The 17,554-nt window shown below is 60.3% G+C and carries 15 protein-coding genes; 11 read left to right on the top strand and 4 right to left on the bottom strand.

Annotated features, from left to right (window positions below; translation table 11 throughout):
• Positions 1–6: 6 nt before the first annotated feature.
• Entirely contained in the window at positions 7–2,163 is a 2,157-nt protein-coding gene (gene aas / locus ABTW55_RS02655) for a bifunctional acyl-ACP--phospholipid O-acyltransferase/long-chain-fatty-acid--ACP ligase (RefSeq protein WP_060422180.1), read from the top strand.
• Complete coding sequence (gene lplT, locus ABTW55_RS02660) at positions 2,160–3,344, top strand: lysophospholipid transporter LplT (RefSeq protein WP_033635770.1); 1,185 nt, start codon at positions 2,160–2,162, stop codon at positions 3,342–3,344. The genes aas and lplT overlap by 4 nt, the downstream gene beginning before the upstream one ends.
• 33 nt (positions 3,345–3,377) lie before the next feature.
• Here the strand turns inward: lplT and ABTW55_RS02665 are convergent, their stop codons facing one another.
• The 4 genes from ABTW55_RS02665 to mutH form a co-directional block, all read right to left on the bottom strand.
• Positions 3,378–4,418: an NADP(H)-dependent aldo-keto reductase gene (locus ABTW55_RS02665; protein ID WP_033635767.1), complete on the bottom strand. Its 1,041-nt coding sequence runs from the start codon at positions 4,416–4,418 to the stop codon at positions 3,378–3,380.
• Between the two features lie 206 nt (positions 4,419–4,624).
• Positions 4,625–4,843 carry a YgdI/YgdR family lipoprotein gene (locus ABTW55_RS02670; protein ID WP_033635766.1) on the bottom strand — a complete coding sequence of 73 codons (219 nt, stop codon included), beginning with the start codon at positions 4,841–4,843 and terminating at the stop codon, positions 4,625–4,627.
• A 159-nt stretch (positions 4,844–5,002) separates the two neighbouring features.
• Complete coding sequence (locus tag ABTW55_RS02675) at positions 5,003–5,719, bottom strand: TerC family protein (protein WP_033635765.1); 717 nt, start codon at positions 5,717–5,719, stop codon at positions 5,003–5,005.
• A gap of 103 nt (positions 5,720–5,822) precedes the next feature.
• Positions 5,823–6,509 carry a DNA mismatch repair endonuclease MutH gene (gene mutH, locus ABTW55_RS02680; protein ID WP_060422183.1) on the bottom strand — a complete coding sequence of 229 codons (687 nt, stop codon included), beginning with the start codon at positions 6,507–6,509 and terminating at the stop codon, positions 5,823–5,825.
• Between the two features lie 696 nt (positions 6,510–7,205).
• On the opposite strand from mutH, the gene rppH reads away from it, so the two are divergent.
• The 9 genes from rppH (at position 7,206) to recC (ending at position 17,332) form a co-directional block, all read left to right on the top strand.
• Entirely contained in the window at positions 7,206–7,733 is a 528-nt protein-coding gene (gene rppH / locus ABTW55_RS02685) for an RNA pyrophosphohydrolase (protein WP_004931849.1), read from the top strand.
• Positions 7,734–7,745: 12 nt separating this feature from the next.
• Positions 7,746–9,992 (top strand): phosphoenolpyruvate--protein phosphotransferase, encoded by a 2,247-nt coding sequence (ptsP, locus tag ABTW55_RS02690; RefSeq protein WP_041036509.1) that lies wholly within the window; start codon positions 7,746–7,748, stop codon positions 9,990–9,992.
• A gap of 222 nt (positions 9,993–10,214) precedes the next feature.
• Entirely contained in the window at positions 10,215–11,087 is an 873-nt protein-coding gene (gene lgt / locus ABTW55_RS02695; RefSeq protein ID WP_060422186.1) for a prolipoprotein diacylglyceryl transferase, read from the top strand.
• Positions 11,088–11,094: 7 nt separating this feature from the next.
• The gene (gene thyA / locus ABTW55_RS02700; RefSeq protein ID WP_016929918.1) at positions 11,095–11,889 is read left to right on the top strand and encodes a thymidylate synthase; all 795 of its coding nucleotides are present in this window, start codon (positions 11,095–11,097) and stop codon (positions 11,887–11,889) included.
• 174 nt (positions 11,890–12,063) lie between these two features.
• On the top strand, positions 12,064–12,567 hold the full coding sequence (locus ABTW55_RS02705) for a prepilin peptidase-dependent protein (RefSeq protein WP_039567375.1): 504 nt from the start codon (positions 12,064–12,066) through the stop codon (positions 12,565–12,567).
• Positions 12,561–13,139, top strand: coding sequence for a prepilin peptidase-dependent protein (locus ABTW55_RS02710; protein ID WP_060422189.1), 579 nt, complete (start codon positions 12,561–12,563; stop codon positions 13,137–13,139). Before ABTW55_RS02705 ends, ABTW55_RS02710 begins: the two co-directional genes overlap by 7 nt.
• Complete coding sequence (locus ABTW55_RS02715) at positions 13,136–13,582, top strand: YgdB family protein (RefSeq protein ID WP_033649503.1); 447 nt, start codon at positions 13,136–13,138, stop codon at positions 13,580–13,582. The genes ABTW55_RS02710 and ABTW55_RS02715 overlap by 4 nt, the downstream gene beginning before the upstream one ends.
• Positions 13,572–13,928 (top strand): prepilin-type N-terminal cleavage/methylation domain-containing protein, encoded by a 357-nt coding sequence (locus ABTW55_RS02720; protein WP_033649504.1) that lies wholly within the window; start codon positions 13,572–13,574, stop codon positions 13,926–13,928. Before ABTW55_RS02715 ends, ABTW55_RS02720 begins: the two co-directional genes overlap by 11 nt.
• Before the next feature lie 32 nt (positions 13,929–13,960).
• Entirely contained in the window at positions 13,961–17,332 is a 3,372-nt protein-coding gene (gene recC, locus ABTW55_RS02725; protein WP_060422192.1) for an exodeoxyribonuclease V subunit gamma, read from the top strand.
• The last annotated feature ends 222 nt before the right edge of the window (positions 17,333–17,554 follow it).

Consider the following 17,554-nt stretch of genomic DNA (forward strand, 5'->3'; position numbering starts at 1 on the left):
AAGGGCATGATCTTTTCACTGCTGCGCGCGCTGTTTCGCCTGCTGTTTCGGGTTCGGGTCGAAGGGGACGTTCAGCACTTCGAGCGGCAAAAACTGCTGATTACGCCGAACCACGTCTCTTTCCTCGACGGCGTGTTGCTGGCGCTGTTCCTGCCGATTAAACCGGTGTTTGCGGTTTACGCCAGCATCGGCGAGAGCTGGTTTATGCGCTGGCTGCGGCCCTACATTGATTTCGTCTCGCTCGATCCCACCAAGCCGATGGCCATCAAGCAACTGGTGCGCATGGTCGAGCAGGGGCGGCCGATCGTGGTGTTCCCTGAAGGGCGCATCACCGTGACCGGCGCGCTGATGAAAATCTACGACGGCGCGGCGTTTATCGCTGCCAAATCGGGCGCCACCGTGGTGCCGGTGCGGATCGACGGCCCCGAGTTCAGCCCGTTCGGCCGCATGGCCGGGGTATTCAAGATCCGCTGGTTCCCGCGAATCAGCATCCGCATCTTGCCGCCGACCACGCTGCCGATGCCGGAAGCGCCGCGCGCGCGTGAACGCCGGGCGCTGGCGGGCGATCGGCTGATGCAGATCATGATGCGGGCGCGAATGGATACGCGCGAACCGCAGACGCTGTTCCATGCCTTGCTGGCGGCGCAGCACCGCTACGGGCGCCGCAAGCCCTGTATCGAAGACATCGCTTTCAAAGAAGACAGTTACCAGACGCTGATCAAGAAATCGCTGGGCGTCAGCCGCATTCTGCAGCGCTTTACCGCCGAAGGGGAACACGTCGGGCTGCTGTTGCCGAACGCCACCATCACCGCGGCGGCGATCTTCGGCGCTTCGCTGCGTAACCGCATTCCGGCGATGCTCAACTACACCGCCGGCGCCAACGGCCTGAACAGCGCGATGCTCGCCGCCGGCATCAAGACCATCGTCACCTCGCGCCAGTTTCTGGAGAAGGGCAAGCTGACCCACCTGCCGGAGCAGGTGACGCAGGCCAACTGGGTGTATCTGGAAGATCTGAAAGACACCGTTACGCTGGCGGACAAGCTGTGGATTTTGCGGCACTTGCTGCAGCCGCAGCGCGCGGCGTTGCCGCAACGCCCGGAGGACGCGGCGCTGATCCTGTTCACTTCCGGTTCCGAAGGCCACCCCAAGGGCGTGGTGCATTCGCATGCCAGCCTGCTGGCTAACGTAGAACAAATTCGCACCATCGCCGACTTCACGCCGCGCGACCGTTTCATGTCGTCGCTGCCGCTGTTCCACTCGTTCGGCCTGACGGTGGGGCTGCTTACGCCGCTGATCACCGGCAGCCGCATTTTCCTCTACCCCAGCCCGCTGCACTATCGCGTGGTGCCGGAGCTGGTGTATGACCGCAACTGCACGGTGTTGTTCGGCACGGCGACCTTCCTCAACAACTATGCGCGCTTCGCGCATCCGTATGATTTCGCCCGCCTGCGCTACGTGGTGGCCGGCGCGGAGAAACTGGCGGACAGCACCAAACAGATCTACCAGGACAAATACGGCATCCGCATTCTGGAAGGCTATGGCGTGACCGAGTGCGCGCCGGTGGTGTCCATTAACGTGCCGTTGGCGACCAAGGTGGGCACCGTCGGCCGCATCATGCCGCAGATGGAGGCGCGCCTGATTGCGGTGCCGGGCATCGATAACGGCGGCCGCCTGCAGCTGAAGGGGCCGAACATCATGAAAGGCTATCTGCGGGTTGAGCGCCCCGGCGAGCTGGAACTGCCGGCGGCGGAAGATGCGAACGGCGTGCTGCAGCCGGGCTGGTACGACACCGGCGATATCGTCAGCCTGGATGAGCAAGGCTATTGCACCATTCGCGGCCGCGTGAAACGCTTCGCCAAGCTGGCGGGCGAGATGGTGTCGCTGGAGAGCGTCGAATTGCTGGCGCAACGGCTGTCGCCGGAAAAAATGCATGCCGCCACGGCCAAAGGTGACAGCAGCAAAGGCGAGGCGCTGGTGCTGTTCACCACCGATCCCGCCATCACTCGTGAAGCATTGCTGCGGGTGGCGCGTGAGCTGGGCAGCCCGGAGCTGGCGGTGCCGCGCGATATTCGCCTGTTGAAAACGCTGCCGGTGCTCGGCAGCGGCAAACCCGATTTCGTCACCCTGCGTCATATGGCTGAACAGCCGGAGAGTGCCCGATGAATCCTTCGACCGAGTCCCCTTTGCTGTCACGCGGCATGATCGCCGTCATCAGCGCGCAGTTCCTCTCGGCGTTCGGCGACAATGCGTTGCTGTTCGCCACGCTGGCGTTGATCAAGCAGCAGCTGTATCCGGACTGGAGCCAGCCAATCCTGCAGATGGCCTTCGTCGCCACCTACATCATCCTGGCGCCGTTTGTCGGCCAGGTGGCCGACAGCTTTGCCAAAGGGCGGGTGATGATGTTCGCCAACGCCTTAAAATTGGCGGGGGCGTTGGTGATCTGTTTTGGGGGAAACCCGTTCCTCGGCTACAGCCTGGTCGGGGTGGGAGCCGCCGCGTATTCGCCGGCCAAATACGGCATTCTGGGCGAGATCACCAGCGGCGAGAAGCTGGTCAAGGCTAACGGCCTGATGGAGGCCTCGACTATCGCCGCCATTCTGACCGGTTCGGTGGCCGGTGGCATTCTGGCGGACTGGCATGTGGTGGCGGCGCTGGCGGTCTGCGCCTTGGTTTACGCGGGGGCGGTGGTCGCCAACCTGTATATTCCGCGCCTCGCGGCGGCGCGCCCGGGGGCTTCCTGGCGCCCGCGGGCCATGACGAACAGCTTCTTTACCGCTTGCGTCACGTTATGGCGCGATGGGCAGACGCGTTTCTCCTTGATCGGCACCAGCCTGTTCTGGGGGGCCGGCGTGACGCTGCGTTTTCTGCTGGTGCTGTGGGTGCCGGTGGCGCTCGGCATCGCCGATAACGCCACGCCGACGCTGCTGAACGCCATGGTGGCCGTCGGTATCGTGGTGGGGGCCGGCGCTGCCGCGCGCTTCGTCACGCTGAAGACGGTAAAACGCTGCATGCCGGCCGGGATCCTGATCGGCGTCGCGGTCGCGGTATTCGCGCTGCAAACCACCATGCTCAATGCCTATGTCTTGTTGGCGATCATCGGCATGCTGGGGGGCTTCTTCGTGGTGCCGCTCAATGCGTTGCTGCAGGAGCGGGGCAAGCATTCGGTCGGCGCCGGCAATGCTATCGCGGTGCAAAACCTGGGTGAAAACGCCGCCATGTTGCTGATGCTGGCGCTGTATTCGCTGGTGGTGAAGCTGGGCGTGCCGGTGGTGGGCGTCGGCGTAGGGTTTGGCGTGGTGTTTGCGCTGGCGATTAGCGCGCTATGGTGGTCGCAGCGGCGGTGAAACGGGGCGCAGCCAGGCTGCGCCCTTGCTGTATTAAGGCGCCGGAATGGTAAACCGGGTATGGATTTCTTCGAGCGCCTGCAGCACGTCTTCATCCAATACCACATCGAGGCTGTCGATGTTGATTTTCAACTGATCCACCGTGGTGGCGCCCAGCAGGGTGCTGGCGACGAACGGCTGTTGACGCACGAAGGCCAACGCCATCTGCGAAGGATCCAGCCCGTGTTTTTTGGCCAGCGCCACGTACTCGGCGATCGCCAGCTGGGTTTGCTGCCCTGAATAACGGTTGAAGCGGGTGAACAGCGTATTGCGCGCACCGGCCGGTTTTGCGCCATTGAGGTATTTACCGCTCAGGGTACCGAACGCCAGGCTGGAATAGGCCAGCAGTTCCACCCCTTCGTGCTGGCTGATCTCGGCCAGGCCAATCTCAAAGCTGCGGTTCAGCAGGCTGTACGGGTTTTGAATCGACACGATGCGCGGCAGCTCGTGTTTCTCCGCCAGCTGCAGGTAGCGCATCACGCCCCAGGGCGTTTCATTGGAAACCCCGATATAGCGGATCTTGCCGGCGCGCACCTGCTCGGTCAGCGCCTCCAGCGTTTCCAGCAGCGTGACCGTGGCTTTGTCGTCGGTGTATTGATAGTTGAGTTTGCCAAAACAGTTGGTGGCGCGCTGCGGCCAGTGCAATTGGTAGAGATCGAGATAATCGGTATTCAGCCGCTTGAGGCTGGCGTCCAGCGCGGCGCGGATGTTTTTGCGATCGAGCGCCTGCTGCGGGCGAATGCTGCTGTCGGTGCCGCGCACCGGGCCCGAGACTTTGCTGGCCAGGACGATTTTTTCGCGATTGCCGCGCGCCTTGAGCCAACTGCCGATATAGCTTTCGGTCAGGCCCTGGGTTTCCGGACGGGGCGGCACAGGGTACAGTTCGGCGGTGTCTATCAGGTTCACGCCTGCGGCCAATGCATAGTCCAGTTGCGCATGGGCGTCGGCTTCGCTGTTCTGTTCGCCAAAGGTCATGGTGCCCAGTCCCAGCACGCTCACTTCTAAAGAACTGTGGGGAATACGGTGGTATTGCATTAACGGCCTTCCTTTCTTGTTAGCGCTTACGGGCCGCGCGGCCCGGTGAAACAGGAGCCCAATGTCAGAAGACGGCGCAGAGTCCGTCGGGCGGCGATGTCGCCTTTCCTGACTATAACCAAGCGGTGAAGATGGGGGAAGCGGATTCCGTGCGGACGCGAATGGGGGCTACCGCGCTTGAACGGGCGATAGCCGGCGGGCGGTGATTAGCGTTCGATAACCTGAGAAACTTGATCGCCGTTGATCTGGCGCTGGTTGCCTTTCTCGTCTTTATAGCTGATGAGGCCGGTATCTTCATCGATCTCCGGTTTGCCTTGCGTCAGGATCATGTTGCCGTCTTTGGTCGCCATCACGTAGTCGCTGGAACACCCCGCCAGGCCAGCCACCATCACCAGCGCAGACACTGCCATTACCCACTTTTTCATCCTGCGGATCCTCGATTATGCAGAAAATAATGTTCTTTCAAGATTAGCAAACTCTCGGCGAAGCGCGTCTCAGATAAGTCTTTATCTGATAAGAAAAAGTGAAATGAGAGGTCAACAAAGTGATGAAAGCCGCCAATGGCGGCTTTCATATAGATAGCGCTATTCCGGCGCGCGATTTTTTTTGCTGCGCATCAGATTGAGCGCTTCTACCGACATCGAGAAGAACATGGCGAAGTAGATGTAGCCTTTCGGCACGTGCACCTGGAAACTTTCCAGCATCAGCGTGAAGCCCACCAGGATCAGGAACGCCAGCGCCAGCATTTTCACCGACGGATGGCGGTTGACGAATTCGCCGATCGGTCGGGCGGCGAACATCATCACGCCGACGGCGATCACCACTGCCGCCATCATGATGAACAGATGGTCGGAAAGGCCCACGGCGGTAATCACCGAATCCAGGCTGAAGATAATATCCAACAGCATGATCTGCACGATCGCGCCGAAGAAGCTGTGCACCTTGGTGTGGTGCTCTTCTTCCGACCCTTCGATGGTTTCGTGGATCTCTTTGCTGGCTTTCCAGATCAGGAATAGCCCGCCCAGCAGCAGGATCAGATCGCGAGCGGATACGCTGTGCTCCATCACGGTAAACAGCGGATGGGTCAGGCGGATCACCCAGGCGATGGAAGCCAGCAGCGCCAGGCGCATAAGCATGGCGGCGGCCAGCCCGATCCGGCGAGCTTTGTTCTGTTGCGCTTTGGGCAGCTTGGCCACCACCAGCGACAGAAAAATGATGTTATCAATACCCAGTACGATCTCAAGAATGGTTAGCGTGCCTAACGCTAACCAGGCATTGGGATCCATAATCCATTCGAACATTGCTCGACACACCTTATTAATACTTAATAAATGCAAAGCGTGAATTATACGCGTTTATCATGGCGCTGATAGGGGCAGCTAAACCAGAGTTAAACGAAATCGCTTAGATTGAGAAATGTCTTGCCAGCAGCGCGCCGGTAAAACTCTTTTTCAGATAGAAGCCGCGCGGCAGCGTCATGATCGGTTGCCCTTGTTCGCCGATGGCTTCGGTGAGCGCCTTGCTGTTAGCCGCTTTGGGCCGCAGCTGCAGCACTTCGCCGTGGCGTGCGGTGATGCGCTCTACGTGGCCGAGCACGATCAGATCCATCAATTCTTCCCAATCGCGGCGCAGCATTTCGTCTTCTGCCGCGCTTGGGCTCCACAGCAGCGGCGCACCGACGCGGCGTTCGGCCAGCGGGATCTGGCGTTCGCCTTCTACCGGTATCCACAACACGCGCGCCAGCTTGTAGCGAACGTGGCTGTTGGCCCAGGTGACGCCGCTGTTGCCGGTGAGCGGAGCGACGCAGACAAAAGTGGTTTCCAGCGGTTTGCCGGCGGCGTCGACAGGAATGGTTTTCAGCTCGATGCCCAGCTCGGGAAAGTCCTGCTCCGGTTTGCTGCCGGCCATGGCGCCGAGATACAGCTCCAGCAGCATGCCTACCCAACCTTTATCGCGTTTCAGATCCTTGGGGATCGGCAACTGCGCGCGAGCGGCCAGTTCGCCAAAGCTGGCGCCGGCCAGCGCCTGAGCGCGCTCGAACAGCTGCCGTTCATTTTCCGGCGGGGGCGGCAAAGGGGATAAAAACGCCATAAATCAAGCCTGTCTAATTTGGTTGAAAAACGTACTGCAATTATGCACGGTGAGCGATAACCGCCATCGCTTGGGGAAAAGAATAATAGTAGCATGATTTTACATGACTTTTTTCCTTTCTTGGCGTGGTGGACAATGCACTGGCGGGGCTTGTTCACCTGAAGCCACCGACAATAAACAGGATCTTACACCTATTTATCCACAGATTTTTGGGATAACCCAAATTTTTGCCGATCACTGGTTCAATTTACAGCCTTGACTCGGGCGGTTTTTTACGAATTTGTCCGTTTTGTGCGTAACTTGCCCGGATAATCTGTGGATAAAAACGACGTTGGTGGATCTTTCGCCAGGGTAAGATCCTTACCGTGCACAGATCACATTTTTGCCCTGTATATAACGATGCGTTAATGCATAATCGTATGTTTTTAAAATAAATATGCGTTTTTGGTGTTGAGGGGGGATTTTGGGGGTTAAGAGTTTTACCGGCTTATTCCTCGAGTTCTGCACACACCTATCCACAGAAAAAGTGAATAAAACCGGTCTGAAAGGCTAGGGTATGTTTATAACTTTGCCTATATCTGTGAGTTATCCCAATGTTATTCGGCCCGCAGCGCCGTAAAGCAGTGGTTTACCGCCTGTAGCTTGTGTGAAACAATCAGGACATCTATGCGAATTTAAGCTTATCGAGGTAGTCCGGTGATCGATGATGATGGCTACCGCCCGAATGTTGGTATCGTAATCTGTAATCGTCAGGGGCAGGTCTTATGGGCCCGCCGTTACGGTCAGCACTCCTGGCAGTTTCCCCAAGGTGGGATTAACCCTGGCGAAACTGCGGAGCAGGCGATGTACCGTGAGCTGTTCGAAGAAGTGGGGCTGAGTAAAAAGGATGTGCGCATCCTGGCTTCGACCCGCAACTGGTTGCGCTATAAATTGCCGAAACGTTTGGTGCGTTGGGACACAAAGCCGGTTTGTATCGGCCAAAAGCAAAAATGGTTTTTGTTGCAGCTACTGTGCAATGACGCTGATATCAATATGCAGCGCAGCAGCACGCCGGAGTTCGACGGTTGGCGCTGGGTGAGCTTCTGGTATCCGGTACGCCAGGTGGTGTCGTTCAAACGCGACGTCTACCGCCGGGTGATGAAAGAATTCGCCGTGACCGTGATGCCGATGCAAGAGCAGGCGGCGCCGCGGCAGGCTCCTGCTTATCGCCGAAAGAGAGGTTAAGTTAAGCCGACTATGCTCACGCGCTTGCGAGAAATTGTAGAGAAGGTGGCTGCGGCGGCCAGTCTGACGGATGCGCTGGATCTGCTGGTCAATGAAACCTGTCTGGCGATGGACACCGAAGTGTGTTCCATCTATCTGGCGGACAACGATCGCCGCTGCTACTACCTGATGGCCACGCGCGGGCTGAAAAAGCCGCGCGGGCGCACTATCGCATTGGCGTTTGACGAGGGCGTCGTCGGGTTGGTCGGCCGCAGAGCCGAGCCTATCAACCTGGCCGATGCCCAAAGCCACCCCAGCTTCAAATACGTTCCGCAGGTGAAAGAGGATCGTTTCCGATCCTTCCTCGGGGTGCCGATCATTCATCGGCGCCAGCTGCTGGGCGTGCTGGTGGTGCAGCAGCGCGAGCTGCGCCAGTTCGACGAAAGCGAAGAGTCTTTCATGGTCACCCTGGCCACGCAGATGGCCGGGATCCTGTCACAATCGCAGCTTAACGCCATTTTCGGCCAGTATCGCCAAACGCGCGTGCGAGCGCTGGCGGCCTCGCCCGGCGTGGCGGTGGCGGAAGGGTGGCAGGACAGCAGCCAGCCTTCACTCGATCAGGTTTACCGCGCTTCGACGCTGGACACAGCCAGCGAGCGCGAGCGCCTGACGCTGGCGCTGGAAGAGGCCGGCGCGGAATTTCGCCGCTTCAGCAAGCGTTTTGCCGCCAGCTCGCAAAAGGAGAGCGCGGCGATCTTCGATCTTTACTCTCACCTGTTAAACGACGCCCGTCTCAAGCGCGAACTGTTCGCCGAAATCGACAACGGTTCGGTGGCGGAGTGGGCGGTGAAACAGGTGATAGAGGCCTTTGCCGAGCAGTTCGCCAAACTGCAGGACACCTACATGCGCGAGCGCGGCAGCGATCTGCGCGCGCTGGGCCAGCGTCTGCTGTTCCACCTCGACGACACCACTCAGGGCGCTACCCAGTGGCCGGCGCGTTTTGTGCTGGTGGCGGATGAGCTGACCGCGACATTGCTGGCCGAAGTGCCGCAGGATCGCCTGGTCGGCGTGGTGGTGCGCGACGGTGCCGCCAACTCGCATGCGGCGATTCTGGTGCGGGCGATGGGGGTGCCGACGGTGATGGGCGCCGACATCCAGCCTTCTCTGCTCAGCCAGCGGCTGCTGATCGTCGACGGTTATCGCGGTGAACTGCTGGTCGATCCTGAACCGGTGCTGGTGCAGGAATATCAACGGCTGATCAGCGAAGAGCTGGAACTGAGCAAGCTGGCGGAAGACGACGTCGAGCAGCCGGCGCAGTTGAAAAGCGGCGAGCGCATTCAGGTGATGCTGAATGCTGGCCTCAGCCCAGAACATGAACAGCTGTTGGGCGGCCGGGTAGATGGCGTGGGGTTATACCGCACCGAAATCCCGTTCATGTTGCAAAGCGGCTTCCCCTCCGAAGAGGAACAGGTCGCGCAGTACCAGGGCATGCTACAGCTTTACCCGAGCAAGCCGGTTACGCTGCGCACTCTGGATATCGGCGCCGACAAGCAGCTGCCTTATATGCCGATCAGCGAAGAGAACCCCTGCCTGGGCTGGCGCGGCATCCGCATCACCCTGGATCAGCCGGAGATCTTTTTGATTCAGGTGCGCGCGATGCTGCGCGCCAACGCCGGCACCGGCAATCTGGGCATTCTGCTGCCGATGATCACCAGCCTGGAAGAGGTCGACGAGGCCAAACGCCTGATTGACCGCGCCGGGCGCGAGGTGGAAGAGGTGCTCGGCTACGCGATCCCGAAACCGAAAATCGGTGTGATGCTGGAAGTGCCGTCGATGATTTTCCTGATCCCGCATCTGGCCGGGCGCGTTGATTTCATCTCGGTCGGCACCAACGATTTGACCCAGTACCTGTTGGCGGTGGATCGCAACAATACCCGAGTCGCCTCACTGTATGACAGTTTGCACCCCGCGATGCTGCAGGTGCTGAAATTGATCGCCGAGCAGGGGAACGCTGCCGGGTTGCAGCTTAGTCTCTGCGGTGAGCTGGCCGGCGATCCCATGGGCGCGCTGTTGCTGGTGGGCATGGGCTATCGCAATCTGAGCATGAACGGCCGCAGCGTGGCGCGCATCAAATACCTGCTGCGGCATATCGACCTTGCCGACGCCGAAATGTTGGCGCAGCGGGTGTTGAACACCCAGATGACCACCGAAGTGCGCCATTTGGTGGCGGCGTTTATGGAGCGACGCGGCATGGGCGGATTGATCCGCGGGGGCCGGTAGCCGCCGCGCGTTGTGATTTTTTTACAGAACTTTTCCCGGCCTGCCGGACCGGACCGCGCTAAGCCTATGTTATGATGCGCAACCTCAGTGCGGCGCAGGCTCGTCGCCTTGCACACCGCAGCGGCCAATGCTGCTGCTTGCAAGACGCGGGACAATCTCCGCCGCCGCTTGGCACCTGCCGCCCCCGCATGGGGAAAAATAACAGACATGTTGTGGTGATAGATGAGCAATAGCTATCTGGCGTTTCCTAAATTTGATCCGGTCATTTTCTCCATTGGCCCGGTTTCTCTGCATTGGTACGGCCTGATGTACCTGGTCGGCTTCGTTTTTGCCATGTGGCTGGCTGTGCGCCGTGCCAACAAACCGGGCAGCGGCTGGACCAAAGACGAAGTTGAAAACCTGCTCTACGCCGGTTTCCTGGGCGTATTCGTCGGCGGCCGCGTAGGCTATGTGCTGTTCTATAACCTGCCGCTGTTCCTGGATAACCCGCTCTATCTGTTCAAGGTCTGGGATGGCGGCATGTCGTTCCACGGCGGCTTGATGGGGGTGATTCTGGTGATGTTCTGGTTCGCTCGCCGCACCAAACGCACCTTCTTCCAGGTTTCCGATTTTATCGCGCCATTGATCCCATTCGGCCTGGGCGCCGGCCGCCTCGGCAACTTCATCAACGGTGAACTGTGGGGCCGCGTGACCACCGATACCCCTTGGGCGATGCTGTTCCCAAGTTCGCGCAGCGAAGACGTGGCCCTCGCCGCCGCCGATCCTTCCTTGCTGCCGTTATTGAATCAGTACGGCGTACTGCCGCGCCACCCATCGCAGCTGTATGAACTGCTGCTGGAAGGCGTGGTGCTGTTTATCATTCTGAACCTGTTTATTCGCAAGCCGCGGCCGATGGGCGCCGTCTCGGGCCTGTTCCTGATCGGTTATGGCACATTCCGCATCATCGTTGAAGCGTTCCGCCAGCCGGATGCCCAGCTCGGCCTGTTCGACGGCGTGATCAGCATGGGGCAGATCCTGTCCATCCCGATGGTGGTGGCCGGTATTATTATGATGATTTGGGCGTACCGTCGTCGCCCGCAGCAACAAATGTCGTGAGGGACAAATGAAACAGTATCTGGATTTGATGAACAAGGTGCTCGCCGAGGGCACCCCTAAAGCCGACCGTACCGGCACTGGCACGCTGTCGATTTTCGGCCATCAGATGCGTTTCAACTTGCAGGAAGGTTTCCCGTTGGTGACCACCAAGAAATGTCATCTTCGTTCGATCATTCATGAGCTGTTGTGGTTCCTGAACGGCGATACCAACATCGCCTACCTGCGTGACAACAAGGTCACCATTTGGGACGAGTGGGCCGATGAAAACGGCGATCTCGGCCCGGTGTACGGCAAACAGTGGCGCGCCTGGGGCGCGGCGGACGGCCGTCAGATCGATCAGCTGAGCAACGTGCTCCAACAGCTGAAGCAGGATCCGGATTCGCGCCGCATCATCGTTTCCGCCTGGAACGTCGGCGAGCTGGATCAGATGGCGTTGGCGCCGTGCCACGCGTTCTTCCAGTTCTACGTCGCGGACGGCAAGCTCTCTTGCCAGCTGTACCAGCGTTCCTGCGACGTGTTCCTCGGCCTGCCGTTCAACATCGCCAGCTACGCGCTGCTGGTGCATATGATGGCGCAGCAGTGCGATCTGGAAGTGGGCGATTTCGTCTGGACCGGCGGCGATACCCACCTGTACAGCAACCACATGGAACAGACTCAGCTGCAGCTAACGCGTGAACCGCGTCCGTTGCCGAAACTGGTGATCAAACGCAAGCCGGCTTCGCTGTTCGATTACCGTTTCGAAGACTTCGAGATCGAAGGTTACGATCCGCATCCGGCCATCAAGGCGCCGGTCGCGATCTAACCTTAACCGCATCACACCAGGGGGGCAGCGATTGCACCCCTTTTTTTATCCGCATTGCGCACCGCGCCGCATTTTTTTGTCGTCCTCTGCCGTCGTAAATAAAACATTGCGCAGCTTGCCGCAGCGATTACGCATGCGGCTTTACCGCGTTGTGGCGATCCTTACACTGGCGGCATGAAAGACAACACTCTCTCGAACATCGATGATCGCCAGCGTGGCATGACGCTGATTGAGCTGTTGGCGGCGATATTGATCGCCGGCATGCTCACCGGCTGGGGCGTCGGGCAATGGCGTTATCATCAGCAAGCGCTGCGGCTGGAACACACGGCTCAGCAGCTGCTGGCGTTTTTGCTGCGATTGCAGGCGGACGCCAACTGGCGTAACCGCGCGACGCTGCTGTGGTTCAAGAACGGCACGCCCTGGTGTCTGGGCGGTGGCGTGCCGCCGACGGATTGCGCTTCCGCCGAAGGCGCCGTTTTCTCGCCGTCTTATCGCGACGTCGCTTTGAGCGGCTACACCGGCAAAGAGATTGGGTTTTACGGTTTGCGCAATACTGCGCAGGCGGGGCACATCCTTCTCAGCAACGACGCAGGCAGCCTGCGGCTGGTGCTGTCCGCCCGTGGGCGGCTGCGTTTGTGCAGCGAAGGGCAGCGGGTCAGGGGCATTGCGCTATGTTGACTTTAGAACGCGGTTTTACCTTGCCGGAGGTGATGTTGGCGTTGGTCTTCGGCAGCGTGATCGCGCTCGGCGCGGCGAAAACCTATCCGTTGTTGCGCCAGCAAAGCGTGGTCGTCAGCCAGCACTTTCGGCTGGAGTCAACGCTGCGGCAACTGGCGTTCGGCATTGAGAAAGATCTGCGCCGCGCCGGTTTTTGCGCCGGGCAGTGCGCTGGCCGTCCGTTGCTGATCGATCAGGCATCGGGAGAAGCGGCGGGCAGCTGCGTTATCGTTGCCTACGACATCGCTCGCAGCGGGCAATGGCTCGCTTCGGGCGAGAATGCGGGCTATTTCGGTTATCGGCTGCGCAATGGCGGCTTGGAAGGGCAGCGCGGCGTGAGCCAATGCGATGGCGGTGGCTGGGAGCGGTTGCTCGATCATGACGAAGTGCGCATTGAGCGGTTTCATGTGGCGATCGAGCGGGGCGATCACGGCGCGACCTTGGCTCGCCTGACGCTGGCGGGGCGCTCCGCCAGCGATACGCGTATCAGGCGCAGCCTGAGTGCGAGCGTCGAAATGGCGGCGCTGCCATGAATTGGCGAACCCAGCGGGGCGGTAGCACTCTGGCGGCGGTGATGTTGCTGTTGGCGCTGGGGCTGATGTTGCTTAACGCTCAGCATCGGCAGTTGGATAACGCGCTGTTACTGGCCGCCGATCAGCAGCGTTACCTTCAGGCTTATAATCAGGCCGCTTCGGCGCTGAGTTGGGGCATGAGCCAGCGCTGGCCACGCGCCGAGCTGAGTGCGGCGGCCTGGTTATGCAGGCAGCGCGCGGAACTGACGGCCTGCGCCCGGCTGTCTGCCAGAGCGGGCGTTGTAACGATACGCGGCCTTGGTGAGATGCGCGGCGGTGAACCGCTTTGGCTGTATCAGTGGGGCACCTTTAACGGCGCAGAGACCGCTGGCAAGGTGCAAGCTCAGCCGGGCGGTCGGCTGGATTTTTGTCCAGAGAAAAGGCTGACCGACTGTGACGGCTAACGCTCGGGCAGGGCGGCTATCCCGCAACGGCTTCAGCCTGCCGGAAGTGTTGGTGGCGGCCTTGCTGTTCTCGGTGTCGCTGCTTGGCTTGTTACAGTATCATCAGGTGCTGTTGCAGTCGTTTCAGCGCCAGTGGCACTACCGGCAAGCCTGGGCGCTGGCGCATCAGCAGTTAGAAGCGTTCGCCGTCACCGGGCGGCTCGAGGCCGAATCGCCGCCGGAAGGTTGGCGACGCGAGACGGCGCTTGACGATGCGGAGAGTGATTGCCGCCGATTGACGGTTAGAGTCCAAACGCCGCAGCGGCAGTGGGCGACGCTGAGCCGCTGGTATTGCACCCGCTTTTAAGCCGGTATGTCTTTTGTTTTAAAGGAGCCTTGATGTTCACGGTTTATCATTCCAATCAGCTGGATTTGTTGAAAACGCTGACCAGCGCGCTGATAGCCAGAGATCCGTTGGCCGATCCTTTTCAACCGGAAGTGGTGCTGGTGCAGAGCCCCGGTATGGCGCAATGGCTGCAGATGCAGTTGGCGGAACAGTTCGGCATCGCCGCCAATATTGCGTTTCCGCTGCCGGCGACCTTTATTTGGGACATGTTCACCCGGGTGTTGCCGGATATCCCGAAAGAGAGCGCCTTCAGCAAGGACGCCATGACCTGGAAGCTGATGTGGTTGCTGCCGGAGATGCTGACTCAGCCGGCGTTTGCGCCACTGCAGCACTATCTGACCGATGACGGTGACAAGCGCAAGATTCACCAGTTGGCCGGCCGGGTCGCCGACCTGTTCGACCAATATTTGGTTTATCGCCCGCAGTGGCTGGAGAGCTGGCAGCGCGGTGAGCGCATCGACGGCCTGGCGGAGGCTCAGCAATGGCAGGCGCCGCTCTGGGCGCGGCTGGTGGAGTACACGCGCGAGCTGGGGCAGCCGGAATGGCACCGCGCCAATCTGTACAGCCGATTTATCCACGCGCTGGAGCAGGCAAAAACCTGCCCGCCCGGTTTGCCGCCGCGGGTGTTTATCTGCGGTATCTCGGCGTTGCCGCCGGTCTATCTGGAGGCGCTGCAGGCGCTGGGGCGGCATATAGATATCCACCTGATGTTCACCAACCCCTGTCGCTACTATTGGGGCGATATTCAGGATTACGCTTTCTTGGCCCGCTTGCAGAGCCGCAAGCGCCGTCACTACCATCAGGCACGCGAGCACGGGCTGTTCCGCCAGCCGGATGACGCGGCGCGCCTGTTTGACGCCGAAGGCCAGCAGCAGCTCAGCAACCCGCTGCTGGCCTCTTGGGGCAAGCTGGGGCGCGATCACCTCTATCTGCTGTCGCAGATGGAAGGGGCGCAAGAGGTTGACGCCTTTGTCGATATCCCGGCCGATACCATGCTGCACGCCGTTCAGCGCGACATGCTGGAGCTGGAAGACCATGCGGTGATCGGTATTACCGCGGAAACGCTGGAAAGCAGCTTCAGCAAACGTCCGTTGGATGAGAACGACCGCTCCCTCAGCCTGCATGCCTGCCACAGCCCGCAGCGGGAAGTGGAGGTGCTGCACGATCAACTGCTGACCATGCTGGCGCAGGATCCGTCGTTGACGCCGCGCGACATCATCGTGATGGTCGCGGATATCGACAGCTACACGCCTTACATTCAGGCGGTGTTCGGCAATGCCCCTGCCGAGCGCTACCTGCCGTTCGCCATTTCCGACCGTAAAGCGCGCCAGGCGCATCCTGCGCTGCAGGCGTTCATTTCACTGCTCGATCTGCCGCAAAGCCGTTTTACCTCGGAACAGGTGCTGGCGCTGCTTGAGGTGCCGGCCCTGGCCGCCCGTTTCGCCATTGGCGAAGAGGGGCTGCGCCTGCTGCGCCATTGGGTCGGTGAATCCGGCGTGCGCTGGGGCCTGGACGACGATAACGTGCGCGAACTGGATCTGCCCGCTACCGGCCAACATACCTGGCGCTTTGGCATCACGCGCATGTTGCTTGGCTACGCGATGGACAGCAATGCCGGCGATTGGCAGGGCATTTTGCCTTACGACGAATCGAGCGGATTGGTCGCCGAACTGGCGGGGCAGCTGGCAGACCTGCTGGCGCAGCTCAGCCACTGGCGGCAAATCTTGAGCGAAGCGCGCCCGCTCGAGGCGTGGCTGCCGCTCTGCCGGCAACTGCTGGATGCTTTCTTCGCTGCGGACAGCGACACCGAGGTGGTGCTGGCGCTGATCGAACAGCAGTGGCAGCAGGCCATTAATTTTGGCCTGGCGGCGCGCTATCCCGATGAGGTGCCGTTGACCATTCTGCGGGACGATCTGGCGGCGCGTCTCGATCAGGAGCGCATCAGCCAGCGCTTCCTCGCCGGGCAAATCAACTTCTGTACGCTGATGCCGATGCGTTCCATTCCGTTCAAGGTGGTGTGCCTGCTGGGCATGAATGACGGCGTGTATCCGCGCACGCTGCCGCCGCTGGGTTTCGATCTGATGGCGCAGCAGGTCAAACGCGGCGACCGCAGCCGACGCGATGACGACCGTTATCTGTTCCTGGAAGCGATTTTGTCCGCTCAGCAGCGGCTGTATATCAGTTTCATCGGCCGTTCCATTCAGGACAACAGCCCGCGCTACCCTTCGGTACTGGTCACCGAGCTGCTGGAGTACCTGGAACAAAGCTATTGCCTGCCGGGAGATGAAGAGCTTAGCGCAGACGACAGCGCCCGGCGGGTTGGTGAGCACTTGCTGAAGTGGCACGCGCGCATGCCGTTCGCCGCCGAGAACTTCTTGCCGGGCTCGGAGGAGCAAAGCTATGCCGCCGAGTGGCTGCCTGCCGCCGATGGGCGCGGTGCGGCGCATCCGGCGTTCAACCAGCCGCTGCCCGCCGAAGCGCTGCAGCAAATATCGCTGGAGGAACTGCTGCGGTTTTACCGCCATCCGATTCGCGCGTTTTTCCAACTGCGGCTGGGCGTCAGTTTTATCCTGGAAGAGACCGAGCTGCCGGACGAAGAGCCCTTCACGCTGGATAACCTCAGCCGCTACCAGTTCAACAGCCAGCTGCTGAATACGCTGATCGACGGTGACGATCCCGAACGGCTGTTCCAGCGGGTGCGCGCCGCCGGCGGCTTGCCCTATGGCGCCTTCGGCGAAATTTATTGGCAAAAGCAGCAGGAAGAGATGAGCGAACTGGCCGAGCAGGTGCGTGCGGAACGCGCAGAGAGCCATAACCTGGAGTTGGATATCGATATCGCCGGCGTGCGCCTCAGCGGCTGGCTGCATCAGGTGCAGGATGACGGCCTGTTGCGCTGGCGGCCCGCGACGCTGTCGGCGGTGGATGGCATATTGCTGTGGCTGGAGCACCTGGTGTACTGCTGCGCCGGCGGCACCGGCGAGAGCCGCATGTATGGCCGCAAGAACTCCGCCTGGCGCTTTGCCGCGCTGGCGCCTGAAGAGGCACAGGCGCAGCTGGCGGAACTGCTGACGGGCTATCAGCGCGGTCTGAGTCAGCCGCTGCTGTTGCTGAACAAGAGCGGCTGGGCGTGGCTGAGTCAGTGCTATCTGCCGGAAACGCAGCAAATCGACTGGGAGGAAGACGCGCAAATCAAGGCGCGCGCCAAATTGCTGCAGGCCTGGCAGGGCGATCAGCGCATTCCCGGAGAAGGGGAGGATCCCTACGTGCAGCGAGTGTTTCGCCAATTGGATAATGAATACTTAGCGCAAATACTGGCCGAAACAGAGCGTTATCTGCTGCCGGTGGCGCGGCATAACCTGGGGTAACAATCCCCCGGTGGTGCTGTGCGGCGGTAGGTGGTAAAAATAACGAAGGTTATATTCAACCATTGGGGTCATTCCCGGTCTTACATAACGTACAGGCATATACCCGCCGAGTTCGGGTCGCCATATTGGCGAAGAACACGGTGAGTACAGATTTGGTTATGTGGTTTTGATGAACGTCGCCACCGTCAGGGAGTGGGCGCAGCGACGTCAGAATAGGGGTTT

Origin of the sequence: Serratia sp. SM04, assembly GCF_040280225.1 — a bacterium.
Classification (GTDB): domain Bacteria; phylum Pseudomonadota; class Gammaproteobacteria; order Enterobacterales; family Enterobacteriaceae; genus Serratia; species Serratia sarumanii.

What these genes read in the sequence shown, in the direction of transcription:
- mutH (WP_060422183.1), bottom strand. Translation starts at nt 6,509, where the DNA reads ATGGCGTTTTTATCCCCTTTGCCGCCCCCGCCGGAAAATGAACGGCAG.
- ABTW55_RS02705 (WP_039567375.1), top strand. Translation starts at nt 12,064, where the DNA reads ATGAAAGACAACACTCTCTCGAACATCGATGATCGCCAGCGTGGCATG.
- ABTW55_RS02665 (WP_033635767.1), bottom strand. Translation starts at nt 4,418, where the DNA reads ATGCAATACCACCGTATTCCCCACAGTTCTTTAGAAGTGAGCGTGCTG.
- thyA (WP_016929918.1), top strand. Translation starts at nt 11,095, where the DNA reads ATGAAACAGTATCTGGATTTGATGAACAAGGTGCTCGCCGAGGGCACC.
- ABTW55_RS02675 (WP_033635765.1), bottom strand. Translation starts at nt 5,719, where the DNA reads ATGTTCGAATGGATTATGGATCCCAATGCCTGGTTAGCGTTAGGCACG.
- ABTW55_RS02715 (WP_033649503.1), top strand. Translation starts at nt 13,136, where the DNA reads ATGAATTGGCGAACCCAGCGGGGCGGTAGCACTCTGGCGGCGGTGATG.
- lplT (WP_033635770.1), top strand. Translation starts at nt 2,160, where the DNA reads ATGAATCCTTCGACCGAGTCCCCTTTGCTGTCACGCGGCATGATCGCC.
- aas (WP_060422180.1), top strand. Translation starts at nt 7, where the DNA reads ATGATCTTTTCACTGCTGCGCGCGCTGTTTCGCCTGCTGTTTCGGGTT.
- ABTW55_RS02710 (WP_060422189.1), top strand. Translation starts at nt 12,561, where the DNA reads ATGTTGACTTTAGAACGCGGTTTTACCTTGCCGGAGGTGATGTTGGCG.
- lgt (WP_060422186.1), top strand. Translation starts at nt 10,215, where the DNA reads ATGAGCAATAGCTATCTGGCGTTTCCTAAATTTGATCCGGTCATTTTC.
- ptsP (WP_041036509.1), top strand. Translation starts at nt 7,746, where the DNA reads ATGCTCACGCGCTTGCGAGAAATTGTAGAGAAGGTGGCTGCGGCGGCC.
- ABTW55_RS02670 (WP_033635766.1), bottom strand. Translation starts at nt 4,843, where the DNA reads ATGAAAAAGTGGGTAATGGCAGTGTCTGCGCTGGTGATGGTGGCTGGC.
- recC (WP_060422192.1), top strand. Translation starts at nt 13,961, where the DNA reads ATGTTCACGGTTTATCATTCCAATCAGCTGGATTTGTTGAAAACGCTG.